The organism is Pseudomonas sp. NFACC02 (genome assembly GCF_900110765.1).
Lineage (GTDB): Bacteria > Pseudomonadota > Gammaproteobacteria > Pseudomonadales > Pseudomonadaceae > Aquipseudomonas.
Genome location: NZ_FOEO01000009.1, coordinates 87,628 through 103,281, shown reverse-complemented (window position 1 = coordinate 103,281; position 15,654 = coordinate 87,628). Strand labels below are relative to the sequence as shown.

14 protein-coding genes are annotated in these 15,654 nt (G+C 61.4%); 11 read left to right on the top strand and 3 right to left on the bottom strand.

Annotated features, from left to right (window positions below; genetic code table 11):
• Nucleotides 1-387: 387 nt before the first annotated feature.
• The gene (locus BMY73_RS10655; protein WP_062380482.1) at nucleotides 388-903 is read right to left on the bottom strand and encodes a DUF2062 domain-containing protein; all 516 of its coding nucleotides are present in this window, start codon (nucleotides 901-903) and stop codon (nucleotides 388-390) included.
• A gap of 154 nt (nucleotides 904-1,057) precedes the next feature.
• Here BMY73_RS10655 and BMY73_RS10650 point away from each other — a divergent pair, with 154 nt between their 5' ends.
• The 8 genes from BMY73_RS10650 (at nucleotide 1,058) to BMY73_RS10615 (ending at nucleotide 8,201) form a co-directional block, all read left to right on the top strand.
• Nucleotides 1,058-3,274: a DNA internalization-related competence protein ComEC/Rec2 gene (locus BMY73_RS10650; RefSeq protein WP_092406972.1), complete on the top strand. Its 2,217-nt coding sequence runs from the start codon at nucleotides 1,058-1,060 to the stop codon at nucleotides 3,272-3,274.
• Between the two features lie 83 nt (nucleotides 3,275-3,357).
• The gene (locus tag BMY73_RS10645) at nucleotides 3,358-4,032 is read left to right on the top strand and encodes a MotA/TolQ/ExbB proton channel family protein (protein WP_062380486.1); all 675 of its coding nucleotides are present in this window, start codon (nucleotides 3,358-3,360) and stop codon (nucleotides 4,030-4,032) included.
• On the top strand, nucleotides 4,029-4,460 hold the full coding sequence (locus BMY73_RS10640) for an ExbD/TolR family protein (protein ID WP_092406970.1): 432 nt from the start codon (nucleotides 4,029-4,031) through the stop codon (nucleotides 4,458-4,460). Before BMY73_RS10645 ends, BMY73_RS10640 begins: the two co-directional genes overlap by 4 nt.
• Nucleotides 4,460-5,455: a tetraacyldisaccharide 4'-kinase gene (lpxK, locus tag BMY73_RS10635; protein ID WP_092406968.1), complete on the top strand. Its 996-nt coding sequence runs from the start codon at nucleotides 4,460-4,462 to the stop codon at nucleotides 5,453-5,455. Before BMY73_RS10640 ends, lpxK begins: the two co-directional genes overlap by 1 nt.
• Before the next feature lie 17 nt (nucleotides 5,456-5,472).
• On the top strand, nucleotides 5,473-5,658 hold the full coding sequence (locus BMY73_RS10630; protein WP_003174668.1) for a Trm112 family protein: 186 nt from the start codon (nucleotides 5,473-5,475) through the stop codon (nucleotides 5,656-5,658).
• Nucleotides 5,655-6,419 carry a 3-deoxy-manno-octulosonate cytidylyltransferase gene (kdsB, locus tag BMY73_RS10625; protein ID WP_092406966.1) on the top strand — a complete coding sequence of 255 codons (765 nt, stop codon included), beginning with the start codon at nucleotides 5,655-5,657 and terminating at the stop codon, nucleotides 6,417-6,419. The genes BMY73_RS10630 and kdsB overlap by 4 nt, the downstream gene beginning before the upstream one ends.
• A 46-nt stretch (nucleotides 6,420-6,465) precedes the next feature.
• Nucleotides 6,466-7,485: a UDP-N-acetylmuramate dehydrogenase gene (murB, locus tag BMY73_RS10620; RefSeq protein ID WP_092406964.1), complete on the top strand. Its 1,020-nt coding sequence runs from the start codon at nucleotides 6,466-6,468 to the stop codon at nucleotides 7,483-7,485.
• 122 nt (nucleotides 7,486-7,607) lie between these two features.
• A complete protein-coding gene (locus tag BMY73_RS10615) occupies nucleotides 7,608-8,201 on the top strand; it encodes a nucleotidyltransferase family protein (RefSeq protein ID WP_092407064.1) in 594 nt (197 codons plus the stop codon).
• 102 nt (nucleotides 8,202-8,303) lie between these two features.
• On the opposite strand, the gene rne is transcribed toward BMY73_RS10615, so the two are convergent.
• Nucleotides 8,304-11,579 carry a ribonuclease E gene (rne, locus tag BMY73_RS10610; RefSeq protein ID WP_218190151.1) on the bottom strand — a complete coding sequence of 1,092 codons (3,276 nt, stop codon included), beginning with the start codon at nucleotides 11,577-11,579 and terminating at the stop codon, nucleotides 8,304-8,306.
• Between the two features lie 717 nt (nucleotides 11,580-12,296).
• Between rne and rluC the strand changes: the two genes are divergently transcribed.
• Genes rluC through BMY73_RS10595 form a run of 3 tightly spaced genes read left to right on the top strand, consistent with a single transcriptional unit; the run spans nucleotide 12,297 to nucleotide 14,926 of the window.
• Nucleotides 12,297-13,253: a 23S rRNA pseudouridine(955/2504/2580) synthase RluC gene (gene rluC / locus BMY73_RS10605; protein ID WP_062380500.1), complete on the top strand. Its 957-nt coding sequence runs from the start codon at nucleotides 12,297-12,299 to the stop codon at nucleotides 13,251-13,253.
• Complete coding sequence (locus BMY73_RS10600) at nucleotides 13,243-13,923, top strand: HAD-IA family hydrolase (RefSeq protein WP_092406960.1); 681 nt, start codon at nucleotides 13,243-13,245, stop codon at nucleotides 13,921-13,923. The genes rluC and BMY73_RS10600 overlap by 11 nt, the downstream gene beginning before the upstream one ends.
• A 7-nt stretch (nucleotides 13,924-13,930) precedes the next feature.
• Nucleotides 13,931-14,926, top strand: a complete 996-nt coding sequence (locus BMY73_RS10595) for a S49 family peptidase (protein ID WP_092406958.1) — start codon at nucleotides 13,931-13,933, stop codon at nucleotides 14,924-14,926.
• 64 nt (nucleotides 14,927-14,990) lie between these two features.
• On the opposite strand, the gene BMY73_RS10590 is transcribed toward BMY73_RS10595, so the two are convergent.
• Nucleotides 14,991-15,569 (bottom strand): Maf family protein, encoded by a 579-nt coding sequence (locus tag BMY73_RS10590; protein ID WP_175500168.1) that lies wholly within the window; start codon nucleotides 15,567-15,569, stop codon nucleotides 14,991-14,993.
• Between the last annotated feature and the right edge of the window lie 85 nt (nucleotides 15,570-15,654).

Here is a 15,654-nt window from a genome sequence, read left to right as displayed (position 1 = left end):
CAGTTCACCATTCGAGAGCTGTTGCCCTTGCTTTACTGGGTTTCATCTGCCGACGATACAAAATAGGCAGCGGACGGTGCTGATTGACGGTGTTGAGATGAATCAAATGGTATTTCAGAGCAGCGACTGAAGGAGTGAGCATCCCAATGGCACAGTCCAGTCAGGTTTTCTATCACTTTCTGTTTTATTCTGCCTGTCCTTGATTGTTACTAGCAGGGTCATTTTTCTATCGAACATTGAATTGCTCGGAGGGTGTCTCAAAGACTGTAAATGTATATCGGGAGATCGCTGCAACGCACGACTACTGGCAAGCGGGTGAATGAATTGCCATGAAACGTTCAGATTTACCCGGAGGGCTTAATCCCACAGGTGTTTCCAGTGTTCGCGCTATCCGCGCTTCGCCCTACGCCGCTTCCACTGCCGTCCGACCCACCAGCGCCAATACGCCATCGTCCCGAAATACCCCGCCACGCCCAGCACCACGCCCGCCACCAACGATCCCAGCAGAAAGGGCTGCCACAACGTCGAGAGCTGCCCGCTGATCCAGTCCCAGCTCATCTCGTCCGGAAAATGGCGGGGCGGCAACCCCATCAGCAGGGCGCCGATCTTGTACGTGCAGTAGAACACCGGCGGCATCGTCAGCGGGTTGGTGAGCCAGCACAGGCTGACGGCAATCGGCAGGTTGGCGCGCACGCGAATTGCCAGGACCGCGGCCAGTAGCATCTGCAGGGGCATCGGCATCAATGCGGCAAACAACCCGACCCCCATGGCCCTCGCGACGGAGTGCCTGTTCAGGTGCCAAAGGTTGGGGTCATGCAGCAAACGGCCAAGAAAACGTAAGGATTTATGTTCCCGGATGCTGTTCGGATCGGGCATGTACCGCTTGATCAGGTGGCGTGGCATACGGGATTCCGGGGGTTGGGCGGGCAAACTCGGGCAAGTATGCATGGATAGTGACGGATGGAAATTCAGACATTGTGACAATTAATAAATGCGCGCCTTCGTCAGTGCGCTAAGTCATTGAGGGTGAATTTCATCTGTCGACAAGGAAAGCCTTATGCGCACAGGGATGCTGGCGCTTGCACTGGGACTGCTCGTCCTGCGTTTTTTACCGGCATTACCGCCGGTCTGGTTGATGCTGGCGATGCCCGTTGTCGCCCTGATGCTGTTGCCATTTCGCACGTATCCAGTCGCGTTCTTTCTCTTCGGGGTGACGTGGGCCTGTGTGTCGGCCAAGTCGGCGCTGGATGATCGGCTCCCAGAGCGTCTGGATGGCCAGACGCTCTGGCTGGAAGGTCAGGTCGTCGGCTTGCCGCATACCGTCGACGGGGTGGTCCGTTTTCAGTTGCAAGACCCGGTGTCCCGCCGAACCCGGCTGCCCGGGCAACTGCGCATTGCCTGGTACGACGGCCCCGTCGTGCAAAGTGGCGAGCACTGGCGGCTCGCGGTGAAACTCAAGCGCCCGGGCGGTCTAGCCAATCCCGGCGCGTTCGACTATCAAGCGTGGCTGTTGGCGCAGCGCATCGGGGCGACAGGCACCGTGGTCGACGGCGAGTTAATCAGGGCGACGACCCATTCGTGGCGCGACACGATTCGTCAACGCCTGCTGGCCGTCGACGCTCAAGGAAGGCAAGGCGGTCTGGCTGCGTTGGTGCTCGGTGACGACTCGGGGTTGAGTCCCGCCGACTGGCAAGTGTTGCAGGACACCGGGACAGTCCATCTGTTGGTGATTTCCGGCACGCACATCGGTTTGCTGGCCGGATTGTTATATGGGCTGGTGGCCGGGCTTGCGCGTTGGGGGTTATGGCCGCGTTTTCTCCCCTGGTTGCCGTCGGCGTGCCTGCTTGCGTTGAGTGGCGCCGTGTTCTATGGCTTCCTTGCCGGTTTCGACGTCCCGGTGCAGCGAGCCTGCGTCATGCTTGGGCTGGTGTTGCTGTGGCGGTTACGCTTTCGGCACTTGGGGGTGATCTGGCCGATGCTGATCGCGTTGAATCTGGTGCTGATCGTCGAGCCTTTGATCAGCCTTCGTCCGGGCTTCTGGCTGTCGTTCGTGGCCGTTGGCATTCTGATGGTGATCTTTGGCGGACGGCTGGGCGCCTGGCGCTGGCTACAAAGCTGGTCGCGGGCGCAATGGCTGATCGCCCTCGGGCTCTTGCCGGTCTTGCTGGCGCTGAACCTGCCGGTCAGTGTCAGCGGCCCTTTGGTCAATCTGCTGGCGGTGCCATGGGTCAGTATTTTTATCCTGCCTCTGGCGCTCTTCGGCACGTTCTTTCTGGCCGTTCCGTGGGTAGGCGAAAGCCTGCTCTGGCTGGCCGGCGGTTCGATGAACGCGTTGTTCCTCGTTCTCGCGTTCGCCGCCGAGGCCGCACCGGCATGGATCGGCTCGGCGACGCCGTTCTGGGTGTGGCCGTTGAGCCTGCTGGGAGCGCTGCTGCTTCTATTACCCAACGGCGTGCCATTGCGCGCGTTGGGTTGGCCCCTGTTGCTGCTCTGCGTGTTTGTGCCGCAGAAGCGCATTCCCCAAGGCGAAGTTGAAGTGCTGCAACTCGACGTGGGGCAGGGGCTGGCGATTTTGCTACGCACACGTGAACACACCTTGCTCTATGACGCCGGACCGCGCTTTGGCGAGTTCGACATCGGCGAGCGTGTGGTCTTGCCTGCGATTCGTCGTGCAGGAATAGGGCGTCTGGACATGATGTTGCTCAGTCACGCCGATGCCGATCATGCGGGGGGCGCGCCGGCGATTCATCAGGCGTTGCCTGTGGGCAGGGTCCTGGCGGGCGACGCTGCCCGGATGCCGGCTGAGTTGCCTGTCGAGTCCTGCCGCAATGGTGAAACCTGGACCTGGGACGAGGTGACGTTTTCCACCTGGATCTGGGAACACGCGGCCCAGGGCAACCAGGCATCGTGTGTGCTGAGTGTCGACGCGCAGGGCGAGCGCCTGTTGTTGACGGGAGACATCGACGTGCCCGCCGAGCGGGCGATGTTGGAGCAGGGTTTTGACGTTCGCGCAGACTGGTTGCAAGCCCCTCACCACGGCAGCCGAAGCTCATCGTCCAAAGCGCTGTTGCAGGCGGTGTCGCCGAAAGGCGTGCTCATCTCCCGAGGCCGAAACAATGCCTTTGGTCACCCGCATCCGCTGGTGATGTCCCGCTATCGCTGGTTCGGCGTTGAAACCTACGACAGTGCAGAACTAGGTGCCATCACTTTGCGATTGGGCAGCTTCAAGGGCATTGAGGCCGAACGCAGGGAAAGACGCTTCTGGCGTGAGTGAATGGTCGGATATTCGTCGACGGGTTCGGCGAGCCGACCGCCCTATGTTAGAGTGGCGCCACTTTTTTTCAGGGGGTGGTCGCTGTGTGGGAGCTGGTCAAATCGGGTGGCTGGATGATGCTACCGATCATTTTGAGTTCCATTGCCGCCGTCGGAATCATCATCGAACGTCTGTGGACCCTGCGTGCCAGCCGTATTACGCCACCGCACCTGCTCGGCCAGGTGTGGCGCTGGATCCAGGACAAGCAACTGAGCAGCGACAAGCTCAAGGAACTGCGCGCCGATTCGCCGCTGGGTGAGATTCTGGCGGCCGGTCTGGCCAACTCCCGTCACGGTCGCGAGATCATGAAGGAGTGCATCGAGGAAGCCGCTGCGCGGGTGATTCACGAGCTGGAACGCTATCTCGCCACCCTCGGGACCATCGCCGCCATGGCGCCGTTGCTGGGCCTGCTCGGTACCGTGCTGGGCATGATCGACATCTTCAGTTCGTTCACCAGCACCGGCATGACCGGTAACGCGGGCATGTTGGCCGGCGGTATCGCCAAGGCGCTGATCTGTACGGCGTCCGGCTTGACGGTCGCGATCCCGGCCATCTTCTTTCATCGCTACCTGCAAAGCCGCGTCGACGAACTGGTGGTCGGCATGGAGCAGGAAGCGATCAAACTGGTGGAAGTGGTGCAGGGCGACCGTGACGTGGACCTGACCGATGCCAAGCCTGATCTCAAGGCTGCCGCCCGCGGCGAGGGCCGCAAGAAGTGAAATTCCGCCGCCGCAAACCTCGGGAGACCATCGACATCAACCTGGTGTCGCTGATCGACGTGGTGTTCATTCTGCTGCTGTTCTTTGTGGTCACCACGACCTTTACCCGCGAAACCCAGATGCGCGTGGATCTGCCGCAGTCGGTCACCGGCGCGTCGGCCGACGATGTCGAGAAAAAGCACGTCGATATCACGATCAACGCCGAAGGTGCCTACTCGGTGAACAACACGCTGTTGGCCGACAGCAAACTGGAAACCCTGATCGATGCCTTGCAGAAGGAATCGGGCGGGGACACCAGCTTGCCGTTGTCCATCAGCGCTGACGGCAAGACCCCTCACCAGTCGGTCATCACCGCGATGGACGCCGCAGGCAAGCTCGGTTTCGCTCACTTGCGCATGACCACCGTCGAGGCCGCCTCGGCTAACTGATGGCACTCACTGATCGCTTGCTGGACGCATGGTACGAAGGCCATCCGGCGCTGACGCTGCTGCGTCCGCTTGAAGCCTTGTACCGTCGCGTCGTCAATAACAAACGCGCGCGTTTCGTGGCCGGGCAGGGCGACATCTACACAGCGCCCGTGCCGGTGATCGTGGTGGGTAACATTACGGTGGGCGGCACCGGCAAGACCCCGCTGATTCTCTGGATGATCGATGACTGTCGTCGTCGGGGGCTGCGCGTGGGTGTGGTCAGCCGAGGTTATGGCGCCAGACCGCCGAGCTTTCCGTGGCGTGTCACCGCTGAGCAGAGTGCCGATCAGGCGGGGGATGAGCCCCTGCTGATCGTCAAACGCACCGGCGTGCCGCTGATGATCGACCCTGATCGTTCGCAGGCCGTGCGCGGACTGCTCGCAGAAGAACCGCTCGATCTGATCCTGTCCGACGACGGCCTGCAGCATTACCGGCTCGCCCGGGACCTAGAGCTGGTCCTGATCGACGCCGCGCGCGGGCTGGGCAATCGCCGCTGCCTGCCGGCCGGTCCTCTGCGTGAGCCGGTCGAGCGTCTGCAGAGCGTCGACGCCTTGCTGTACAACGGCGCCAGCGAAGATCGCGACGACGGTTACGCGTTCAGATTGCAACCCACCGCGCTGGTCAACCTGCTGAGCGGCGAGCGCCGCCCCGTGGATTACTTTCCGGCCGGACAAGCGCTGCACGCAGTGGCGGGGATCGGTAACCCGCAACGTTTCTTCAACACCCTCGAAGGACTACACTGGCGGCCTGTTCCGCATGCGTTCGCCGATCATGCCGTGTTCAGTGCACAGGCGCTGGCGTTCACGCCGGTCCTGCCCTTGGTCATGACCGAAAAAGATGCCGTGAAATGTGCGGCTTTCGCGGCCCCCGACTGGTGGTACCTCGCCGTTGAAGCCGTGCCTTCTCCGGCCTTCATCCGTTGGTTCGATTCGCAGTTAACCCGGCTTTTGCCATGACACGCTCAGGATTTCTTATGGACACCAAATTGCTCGACATCCTCGCCTGCCCGATCTGCAAGGGTCCGCTCAAGCTCAGCGCCGACAAAACCGAGCTGATCAGCAAGGGCGCCGGTCTGGCTTACCCGATCCGTGACGGCATCCCCGTGATGCTGGAAAGCGAAGCGCGCACCCTGACCACCGATGAGCGTCTGGACAAATGACCGCAGCGTTTACCGTTGTTATCCCTGCGCGTTATGGTTCGAGCCGTTTTCCCGGGAAGCCGCTGAAAACCATTGCTGGCAAGCCGATGATCCAGCACGTCTGGGAGCAGGCCTGCAAAAGCAGCGCGGAGCGTATCGTGGTTGCCACTGACGATCAGCGCATCGTCGACGCATGCCTGGCGTTCGGCGCTGAAGTGTTGATGACCCGCGACGATCACAATTCGGGCACCGACCGGCTGGCCGAAGTGGCGTCGCTGCTCGGGCTCGCCAACGACGCCATCGTGGTGAACGTTCAGGGCGACGAGCCGATGATCCCTCCCGCCGTGATCGATCAGGTCGCCGATAACCTCGCCGCACACCCTGAAGCACGTATGTCGACGCTGGCCGAGCCGATCGACGACGTAACAGCGCTGTTCAACCCGAACGTGGTCAAAGTCTGTGCCGACCTCAATGGCCTGGCGCTGACGTTCAGCCGCGCGCCGCTGCCCTGGGCGCGAGATGCGTTGGCCAAAACCCGTGACGAACTGCCGGAAGGCGTTCCGTACCGTCGACATATTGGCATCTACGCCTATCGCGCCGGTTTCCTGCATGACTTCGTCAGTTGGGGCCCTTGCTGGCTGGAAAACACCGAAAACCTCGAACAACTGCGAGCCCTGTGGCACGGCGTGCGGATTCACGTCGCCGATGCAGTGGAAGCGCCGCCCGCCGGTGTCGACACCGCCGAAGACCTGGAACGCGTCCGGCGTTTAATGGAGGTTTAACGGTGATGGGGTGTCATGCTCAGGTGGTCTTCAGGCAGGTGCTTGCATGAGCCTGCAGATTCAATCCAACGTTTCACTCAAGCCGTTCAACACCTTTGGTGTCGATGTGCGTGCCCGGCTGTTTGCCGAGGCGCACAACGACAGTGATGTCCGCGAGGCGCTGGCGTACTCGGCGGCGCACAAGGTTGAACTGCTGGTCATCGGCGGCGGCAGCAACCTGCTGTTGAGTAAGGATCTTGACGCGTTGGTGCTGCGCATGGCCAGTCGGGGCATTCGCATCCTCCACGAAGACTGCGGCGATGCGATCGTCGAGGCTGAGGCAGGAGAGCCCTGGCACCCGTTCGTCCAGGAAATGCTGGCGCGCGGTCTGTCGGGCGTGGAAAACCTCAGCCTCATTCCGGGTACGGTCGGTGCAGCACCGATGCAGAATATCGGCGCCTATGGCGTTGAGCTGAAAGACGTGTTCCATAGTCTGGTGGCGCTGGATCGGGAAAACGGCGAATTGCGCGAGTTTTCCCTGGCTGACTGCGCGTTCGGTTACCGCGACAGCGTGTTCAAGCACCAGACCGGTCGCTGGTTGATTCTTCGGGTGCGCTTCAAACTGAGTTTCGCCGCCAGGTTGCATCTGGATTACGGCCCGGTGCGCCAGCGCCTTCAGGATCAGGGCATTCACCAGCCAACGCCGATGCATGTCAGTCGGGCGATCTGTGAGATCCGCAGTGAGAAACTGCCTGATCCTGCCGTGTTGGGCAATGCAGGCAGCTTCTTCAAGAATCCGGTTGTCCCCGTTGAGCTCGCCGAGCGCATCAAGCAGACGCATCCGGGCCTTGTGGCGTATCCACACCCTGGCGGCCAGGTGAAACTTGCGGCAGGCTGGCTCATCGAGCAGGCAGGCTGGAAAGGTTTTCGGGAAGGCGATGCGGGTGTTCATGCGTTGCAGTCGCTGGTGCTGGTCAACTACGGTTCGGCCACCGGGCGCGACCTGCTAACCCTTGCGCAGCGGATTCAAGCCGACATCCTCGAACGTTTCGGTGTGACGCTGGAGATGGAGCCTAACCTCTATTGAGGTGTGTCTCGCGTCCACGCTCGTCTGTTCAAAACCCATTACACTTCAGCCTTTCACGAGGCTGAAGGGATGGCGCGGCCTTTGCATTTCCAATGCGAGACATCTTCAAACCGAGGTTGGGCATGAGTGACACCGTGTGCGCCGTCGTCCTGGCAGCAGGGCTTGGCAGCCGTTACCGGCAGATCGCCGGGGCCCATCGCAACAAGTTACTGGCGCAATGCACGGGGCGTGACGGTATCGAGCGCTCGGTGCTTGAGCATGTGCTCGTCGGGCTGAGGCCCGTTGTCGACAAGATTGTGCTCCTGACCCGTCCTCATTATTGCAGTGTCACCGAACTGGGGTTGCAGCAGGGTTGTGAGGTTGTGGTGCTGGAGTCCCCAGGCATGGGTGACAGCATTGCCGCCGCCGTGGCGGCGGAGCCAGATCATCGCGGTTGGCTGATTGTGCTCGGGGACATGCCTTTCATCCATTCGGATACCCTCGAGCGGGTGGTCAATTCGCTGGAGGATGACGCTATCAGTGTGCCTGTTTACGACGGCGCGTCTGGCCATCCTGTCGGTTTCGGTCGAGGGTTTGGTTCCGCCCTGCGGTCTCTGGCGGGCGAGAAGGGGGCCAAGCGGCTGTTTCAGGGGGCCAGGGTCATTGAGTTACCGGTTGAAGACCCCGGGGTTCTTTGGGATGTGGATGTGCCGGCGGCGCTGGATTTCAGATCGTAGAAGGCGCGGGATCAGGATCTGCCGACCCTAACCGGCTCTATCCGCGCCCATAAAAAAGCCCCGCCTGTTTCGCAACAGGCGGGGCTTTTCATTCACTGAAGATTACGCGAGCGGCTTGGGCTCTTTGCTTTCTTCCAGCTCTTCACCGTGCTCGGTCACCACTTCCTTCGTGTTGACGTGGTCGTCAACACTCGGGGCAGGGCTCGCAGCGGCTTCGACGGCAACAGGTGCTGGCTCTGCAGCCGCTGGTGCTTGTGGCGCAGCGCTTGCGGCCGCTTCAGCTTCCTTCTGCAGGCGTTCAGCTTCCAGGCGACGACGGCGAACTTCACGAGGATCGTTCGGCGCGCGGCCGGTGCTGGCCATCGGCAGTGCTGGCTTTTCAGTCGCAACTGGCGCAGGCGCAGGAGCAGGCGCAGGCGCTGGTTCGACAGCCACTGGGGCCGCAACGATTTCCGGAGCGGCCAGTTCAGCCGGTGCAACCACAGGCTCGGCAACCATTGGCTTCTTGACGACGGGCGTCTCAACCACGGGTTCAGCGGCTTTCGGCGCTTCGACCGGTGCAACAGGCGCAGCAGGTGCCTCAACGACCGGTGCTGGAGCAGGCGCTTCAGCAACGGCAGGTGCTTCAACTTCAGCCGGGGTTTCGAACAGCTCAGCCTGAGCGGCGGCTTTCACCTGACGCTCGAACGGGCTCAGAGAAGCGTCGAATTGCGCGACTTCCACTTCCGGCATGATCGAACGTTTGGCGGGTACAGCCGGTGTTTCGACGGCGGGCGCTTCGACGACAGGCGCTTCGGCTTTCTCGACAGGTGCGGCTTCAGCAGCGGGCGCCTCGACAGAGGCGGTTGCACGCTCAGCCTGACGGTGAGCGTCGGCTTCAGCCGGGGCACTGATCACGCTTTCTGCAACGGCGGCGGTGACGGCCAGACCCGCGGCGATTTCAGTGCTGTTGCCTTCGCTGCGAACAGTGTCTTGACCGGCTTCGGCCTGATGCTCTTCGCTGCCTTCGATCACATCACCGTTGGCGTCACGCTGACGCTCACGACGGTTGCTGCGACGACGCTGGCCACGGGAGCGGCGGCGAGGGCGGTCGCCTTCGGCGTGTTCCTGGCCGTTTTCGTCCTGCTGCTCTTGGTTGTTCAACAGTGCTTCGTCTTCAACGGCTGCTGCGGCCTGCTCGGCACGCGGTTGACGCTCCTCACGCGGCGCACGTGGCTGACGCTCTTCGCGCGGTGCGCGCTCAGGGCGTTCTTCGCGCGGCACGTTGACGGCTGGTGCGGCATCCAGTGGCTCGCGCAGTTCACGCACGCGCTCTTCACGCGGCTTGCGGTCTTCCCGCTGAGCACGCGGCTGACGCTCTTCACGCGGTGCGCGTGCCGGACGTTCTTCACGTGGAGTTGCTGTTTCGTCACGGGTCTCACGTGGCTCGCGCGGTGCGCGCTCTTCACGAGGGGCACGTTCTTCACGCGGCGCACGCTCTTCGCGTGGCGCGCGTTCTTCACGCTCTGCACGAGGAGCGCGTTCTTCGCGAGGCTTGCGCTCTTCGTCGCGACGGCCATTACGGCTGCGGCTCTGCTGACGACCGTTGCGACGCTCTTCGTTACGGGCCGGACGCTCGGCAGCCGGTTTTTCAACCACGGCCGCCGGTGCGACTGGCTCTTCCTTGGTGGCGAACAGGCTGACCAGCGATTTCACCAGACCTTTGAACAGGCTTGGCTCGTGGGCAACAGGTGCTGGCGCTGCCGGTGCGGCGACTTCGGCAGGCACCGGAGCGTTGGCGCGTGCCGGTGCGGTCTTGACCGCGGCTTCCTGGCGAACCAGGGTGCGGGTCGCTGCCGCTGGCTGGACTTCTTCCACTTCGGCGGCGGCCGCAGCGATTTCGTAGCTGGACTGCAGGCTGTGGGCTTCCGGGCTGTCATCACGCAGGCGCTGAACTTCGAAATGCGGCGTTTCGAGGTGATCGTTCGGCAGGATGATGATGCGTGCGCGGGTGCGCAGTTCGATCTTGGTGATCGAGTTGCGTTTTTCGTTGAGCAGGAACGCAGCGACCGGGATCGGCACCTGAGCGCGGACTTCGGCGGTACGGTCTTTCAGGGCTTCTTCTTCGATCAGGCGCAGGATCGCCAGCGACAGGGACTCGACGTCACGGATGATGCCGGTGCCGTTGCAACGCGGGCAGACGATGCCGCTGCTTTCGCCCAGCGATGGGCGCAGGCGCTGACGGGACATTTCCAGCAGGCCGAAGCGCGAGATACGACCGACCTGAACGCGGGCGCGGTCGGCTTCCAGGCTTTCGCGGACTTTTTCTTCCACGGCGCGCTGGTTCTTGGCCGGCGTCATGTCGATGAAGTCGATGACGATCAGGCCGCCGATGTCTCGCAGACGCAGTTGACGGGCGATTTCTTCAGCCGCTTCAAGGTTGGTCTGCAGGGCGGTTTCTTCGATGTCGCTGCCTTTTGTGGCGCGCGCCGAGTTGATGTCGATGGACACCAGCGCTTCAGTCGGATCGATGACGATGGAGCCACCGGAAGGCAGTTCGACGACGCGCTGGAAGGCGGTTTCGATCTGGCTTTCGATCTGGAAACGGTTGAACAGCGGAACGCTATCTTCGTACAGCTTGATCTTGCTGGCGTACTGCGGCATGACCTGGCGGATGAAGGTCAGGGCTTCTTCCTGAGCTTCGACGCTGTCGATCAGGACTTCACCGATGTCCTGGCGCAGGTAGTCGCGAATCGCGCGGATGATGACGTTGCTTTCCTGGTAGATCAGGAACGGTGCGGCGCGATCCTGGGACGCTTCCTTGATGGCGGTCCACAGTTGCAGCAGGTAATCGAGGTCCCACTGCATTTCCTCGCTGCTGCGGCCAAGGCCGGCGGTGCGCACGATCAGGCCCATGTCGGCAGGGGCGATCAGGCCGTTCAGCGCTTCGCGCAGTTCGTTGCGCTCTTCGCCTTCGATGCGGCGGGAGATGCCACCGGCACGCGGGTTGTTCGGCATCAGCACCAGGTAACGACCGGCCAGGCTGATGAACGTGGTCAGGGCGGCGCCCTTGTTGCCACGCTCTTCTTTCTCGACCTGCACGATGACTTCCTGGCCTTCGCTCAGGACGTCCTTGATGTTGACGCGACCTTCCGGGGACTTCTTGAAGTATTCGCGGGAGATTTCTTTTAGCGGCAGAAAGCCGTGACGCTCGGAGCCGAAGTCGACGAACGCGGCTTCAAGGCTGGGTTCGATACGCGTGATCCGGCCTTTATAGATGTTGGCCTTCTTCTGTTCGCGGGCCCCGGATTCGATGTCCAGGTCGTATAGGCGCTGGCCGTCTACCAGCGCAACACGCAACTCTTCGGGTTGAGTTGCGTTAATCAGCATTCTTTTCATGTAGTACCGTCGGTTTCCGGGCTGCCGGAAACGGCGTTCGGCACACACGACTTCTCACGGTCGGTGTCAGGGCGCGTCAGGAGTGCTTGGACACTCCAGTGTCTAGCGATATCCGGCCAGCGGGGCCGTAGTCGCGACGACGTTTCCTGCTTGCTGTGGTGACAAATGACACCCTGTCAGCAAAAGCTTTGTCAGGAGGAGGAATCAACCATCGGTAGCGGACGATATGAAGCGTCTTGAATAAAGCCTTGTGCTACACAGTCCGACGGTTGTGCGTCTCCACCCCACACGTATCCCTGATAATTCGGGTGCTGCCGCGCGCTGAATCCGCAGCGGGTTTGCATTTACGCGATCTTCGATGGGAAGTTCACGCGTCATGGCTCAAATTAAGGCTTCGGTTTCCGAAGCATTCGCCCGGTGTGTCTGCCAGCGACTGCACTTTGTGAACTGGCCATGAACATGGGCCTCGATGGCGAGTGACTCACTCTGCGATCGGGCTTGTTTCAGGCCTCATGTCACCTGCGCTCGTTACGCTTGCTGACGCTCCGTTGTCACCGAAAGCCCCGTAGGGCGGCCTCGCGCCCTCGTGAATTGCGTTGGGCAGGGCCGGCTGTCATACCGTTTGTCCGCTGTCCAGGCCGCTTTTGGCGGCGTTCGCGACTATAGCAGCAATCATTAAGTGCTTCAAATCCATAAAAAATTGTTATGATTTGCGCCATGACGAATATCACCCCCCCAACCCCCGGCGTTCAGCTGGTAGAGGTTGCGCCGGAACTTGCCGGTCAACGCATCGATAATTTTCTGATCACGTACCTCAAGGGCGTTCCCAAGACCTTGATTTACCGCATATTGCGCAAGGGCGAAGTGCGAGTGAACAAAGGCCGGATCAAGCCCGAGTACAAGCTTCAGGCGGGCGACATCGTGCGCGTTCCACCCGTTCGCGTGCCTGAACGTGACGAGCCTGTGCCTGTGGCACAAGGTCTGTTGCAACGCCTTGAAGCGGCGATCGTTTTTGAAGACAAAGGCCTCATTGTCCTTAACAAGCCTGCTGGCATCGCGGTTCACGGCGGCAGCGGCCTGAGTTTCGGTGTCATCGAAGCCTTTCGTCAGTTGCGCCCCGATGCCAAGGAGCTGGAACTGGTCCACCGCCTGGACCGCGACACGTCGGGTCTGCTCATGATCGCCAAGAAACGCAGCATGTTGCGTCACCTGCATGAGCAGTTGCGCGGTGATGGCGTCGACAAGCGGTACATGGCGCTGGTTCGCGGGAACTGGCCGACGTCGCAGAAGCAGGTGCGTGCGCCCTTGCTCAAGAGCAACCTGCGCTCGGGCGAGCGCATGGTCGAGGTGAACGAAGAGGGCAAGGAGGCGCTGACGATGTTCAAGGTGCTGCGCCGCTTCGGCGACTTCGCGACGATGGTGGAGGCCCGTCCAATCACGGGCCGTACCCACCAGATCCGCGTGCATACCCTGCATGCCGGGCACTGCATCGCTGGCGACAGTAAATATGGCGATGAGGATTTCACCCGCGAAATTCGTGATCTGGGCGGCAAACGGTTATTCCTCCACGCCTACGCGCTGACCGTGCCGCTGCCCGATGGCGGCGAGTTGAAGCTGGAGGCGCCTGTCGACGACATGTGGGCCAAGACCGTGGAGCGATTGAGTGCGCCCTGATTACGAGCTGCTGATATTTGACTGGGACGGCACCCTGTCCGACTCCATCGGTCGCATTGTCGAGGCCATGCGCGCTGCTGCCGAGTTGTCCGGCCGGCCGGTACGAGATGATCTGGCAATCAAGGGCATCATCGGCCTGGGGTTGCCGGAAGCCATCCGTACGCTGTACCCCGACATCACCGCCAATGACCTGATCGATTTCCGTCAGCGCTACGCAGACAGCTACATGGCCATGGATGTCGAGCCTTCGAAGTTGTTCGACGGTGTGCATGAGTCGCTGGAGGCGTTCCGCTCCCAGGGCTATCGTCTGGCGGTGGCGACGGGCAAGGCGCGTCGCGGTCTGGACCGTGTGCTCAAGGCCCATGGCTGGCACGATTACTTCGATGCGACGCGTGCTGCCGATGAGACGGCGAGCAAGCCTGATCCGCTGATGCTCAATGAAATTCTGCGGCATTGTGGCGTGAGGCCTGAAAAGGCGCTGATGATTGGCGATGCGTCGTTCGATCTACTGATGGCACGCAATGCTGGCATGGATTCGGTGGCGGTGGGTTACGGTGCCCAGGCGCTGGATTCTCTGCTGCAGTACGAGCCGCGTCTGGCGATCAAGCATTTTTCCGAGTTGCGCGCCTGGTTGGGTGTGCGGAATGCCGAATCTTCGTTGTTGGGGTAATTGATCTATGTCGGATGAATGGAAAGCGCCGTCTGCGCAGGATGACGGCGAGCGCAAGGCCGATGCGAAAAGCTGGCAGCTTCTGGAAAAGACCCTGCTGGCCAGCGTGCAGGAGCAGCGTCGTGCCCGGCGCTGGGGCATTTTTTTCAAGCTCCTGACGTTTGCTTATCTGTTTGTGATGCTCGCAATGTTTTCGCCGCTGATGGATTTCGAAAAAGGCGCGTCGCGCAGGGACAGTCACACCGCTCTGATCGACGTGAAGGGCATGATCGCCGATACCGAGGCTGCCAGTGCCGACAACATTGTGGGCAGTCTGCGGGCCGCCTTTGAGGACGAAAAAACCAAAGGCGTGATCCTGCGCATCAACAGTCCGGGCGGTAGCCCGGTGCAGTCGGGCTACATCTATGACGAGATTCGTCGCCTGCGCGCGCAGAAGCCGAACATCAAAGTCTATGCGGTGATCACCGACCTCGGCGCCTCGGGCGCGTACTACATCGCCAGCGCTGCCGACCAGATCTACGCCGACAAAGCGAGTCTGGTGGGTTCCATTGGCGTCACGGCGGCCGGTTTCGGTTTTGTCGGCACCATGGAAAAGCTGGGGGTGGATCGCCGCACCTACACCTCGGGTGAGCACAAAGCCTTTCTCGATCCATTTCAGCCACCCAAGCCTGACGAGACGGCTTTCTGGCAGGGCGTGCTGGACACGACGCACAAGCAGTTCATCGCCAGCGTGAAAGCGGGGCGCGGTGACCGCTTGAAGGACAAGGACCATCCAGAGTTGTTCTCCGGCCTGGTGTGGACGGGCGAGCAGGCGGTCGCTTTGGGGTTGGTGGACGGTTTGGGCAGCGCCAGTTATGTCGCGCGTGACGTGATCGGTGAGAAGGAAATGGTCGACTACACCGTTCAGGAGTCGCCGTTCGATCGCTTCTCGAAGAAGCTGGGTTCCAGCGTGGCCGAGCAGATTGCCATGTGGGCCGGATTCAAAGGTCCTACGCTGCGCTAGCAGGCCTCTGAAAGCAGAAAACCCGGCCGCTGGTCGGGTTTTTTGTAACGGCTAATCCGCTTGGTCAGGGGATTTCAACACCTTCTGCGGCGAGCATGTCGACCAGCCTTATTAAAGGCAGGCCGATCAGGCTGGTCGCGTCCGGGCCTTCTGTGCTGTGAAATAGGCTGACGCCCAGGCCTTCAGCCTTGAAGCTGCCTGCGCAGTCGTACGGCTGCTCGGCGTGCAGGTAGCGGCTGATGCGCGGCGCGCTGAGTTCGCGCATGTGGACAGTGAACGGCACGCAGTCGACCTGGCAATGCCCCGTCTGGCTGTTGTACAGGGCCAGGCCGGTCAGGAAGCTCACGCTTTTCCCGCTGCTCGCGCTGAGCTGCTCCAGCGCGCGCTCAAAGGTGTGCGGCTTGCCAAGAATCTGCTCGCCCAGCACCGCTACCTGATCCGAGCCAATGATCAGGTGCTTAGGAAAGTGCGCGGCCAGCGCGATTGCCTTTTCTTGTGCCAGACGTTTTACCAGCGCCGTCGCGGACTCCCCAGGGTGATGACGTTCATCGATGTCGGGGGAGGCGCAGACGAACGGTAAACGCAGTCGTTCGAGCAATTCCCGGCGATAAGGCGAGCTGGAAGCAAGGAGCAGAGGCAGCATGAGGTTCTCCAAAACATGAAAGTCGAGTGTAATCAGCGGGTCAGGTTGCGAACAGCCCTGAATTTCCTTTGACAGTCGAGGACCT

Coding starts and splice junctions, on each gene's coding strand:
- BMY73_RS10655 (WP_062380482.1), bottom strand. CDS start 903: ATGCCACGCCACCTGATCAAGCGGTACATGCCCGATCCGAACAGCATC.
- BMY73_RS10650 (WP_092406972.1), top strand. CDS start 1,058: ATGCGCACAGGGATGCTGGCGCTTGCACTGGGACTGCTCGTCCTGCGT.
- lpxK (WP_092406968.1), top strand. CDS start 4,460: ATGGCACTCACTGATCGCTTGCTGGACGCATGGTACGAAGGCCATCCG.
- BMY73_RS10630 (WP_003174668.1), top strand. CDS start 5,473: ATGGACACCAAATTGCTCGACATCCTCGCCTGCCCGATCTGCAAGGGT.
- kdsB (WP_092406966.1), top strand. CDS start 5,655: ATGACCGCAGCGTTTACCGTTGTTATCCCTGCGCGTTATGGTTCGAGC.
- murB (WP_092406964.1), top strand. CDS start 6,466: ATGAGCCTGCAGATTCAATCCAACGTTTCACTCAAGCCGTTCAACACC.
- BMY73_RS10615 (WP_092407064.1), top strand. CDS start 7,608: ATGAGTGACACCGTGTGCGCCGTCGTCCTGGCAGCAGGGCTTGGCAGC.
- rne (WP_218190151.1), bottom strand. CDS start 11,579: ATGAAAAGAATGCTGATTAACGCAACTCAACCCGAAGAGTTGCGTGTT.
- rluC (WP_062380500.1), top strand. CDS start 12,297: ATGACGAATATCACCCCCCCAACCCCCGGCGTTCAGCTGGTAGAGGTT.
- BMY73_RS10595 (WP_092406958.1), top strand. CDS start 13,931: ATGTCGGATGAATGGAAAGCGCCGTCTGCGCAGGATGACGGCGAGCGC.
- BMY73_RS10590 (WP_175500168.1), bottom strand. CDS start 15,569: ATGCTGCCTCTGCTCCTTGCTTCCAGCTCGCCTTATCGCCGGGAATTG.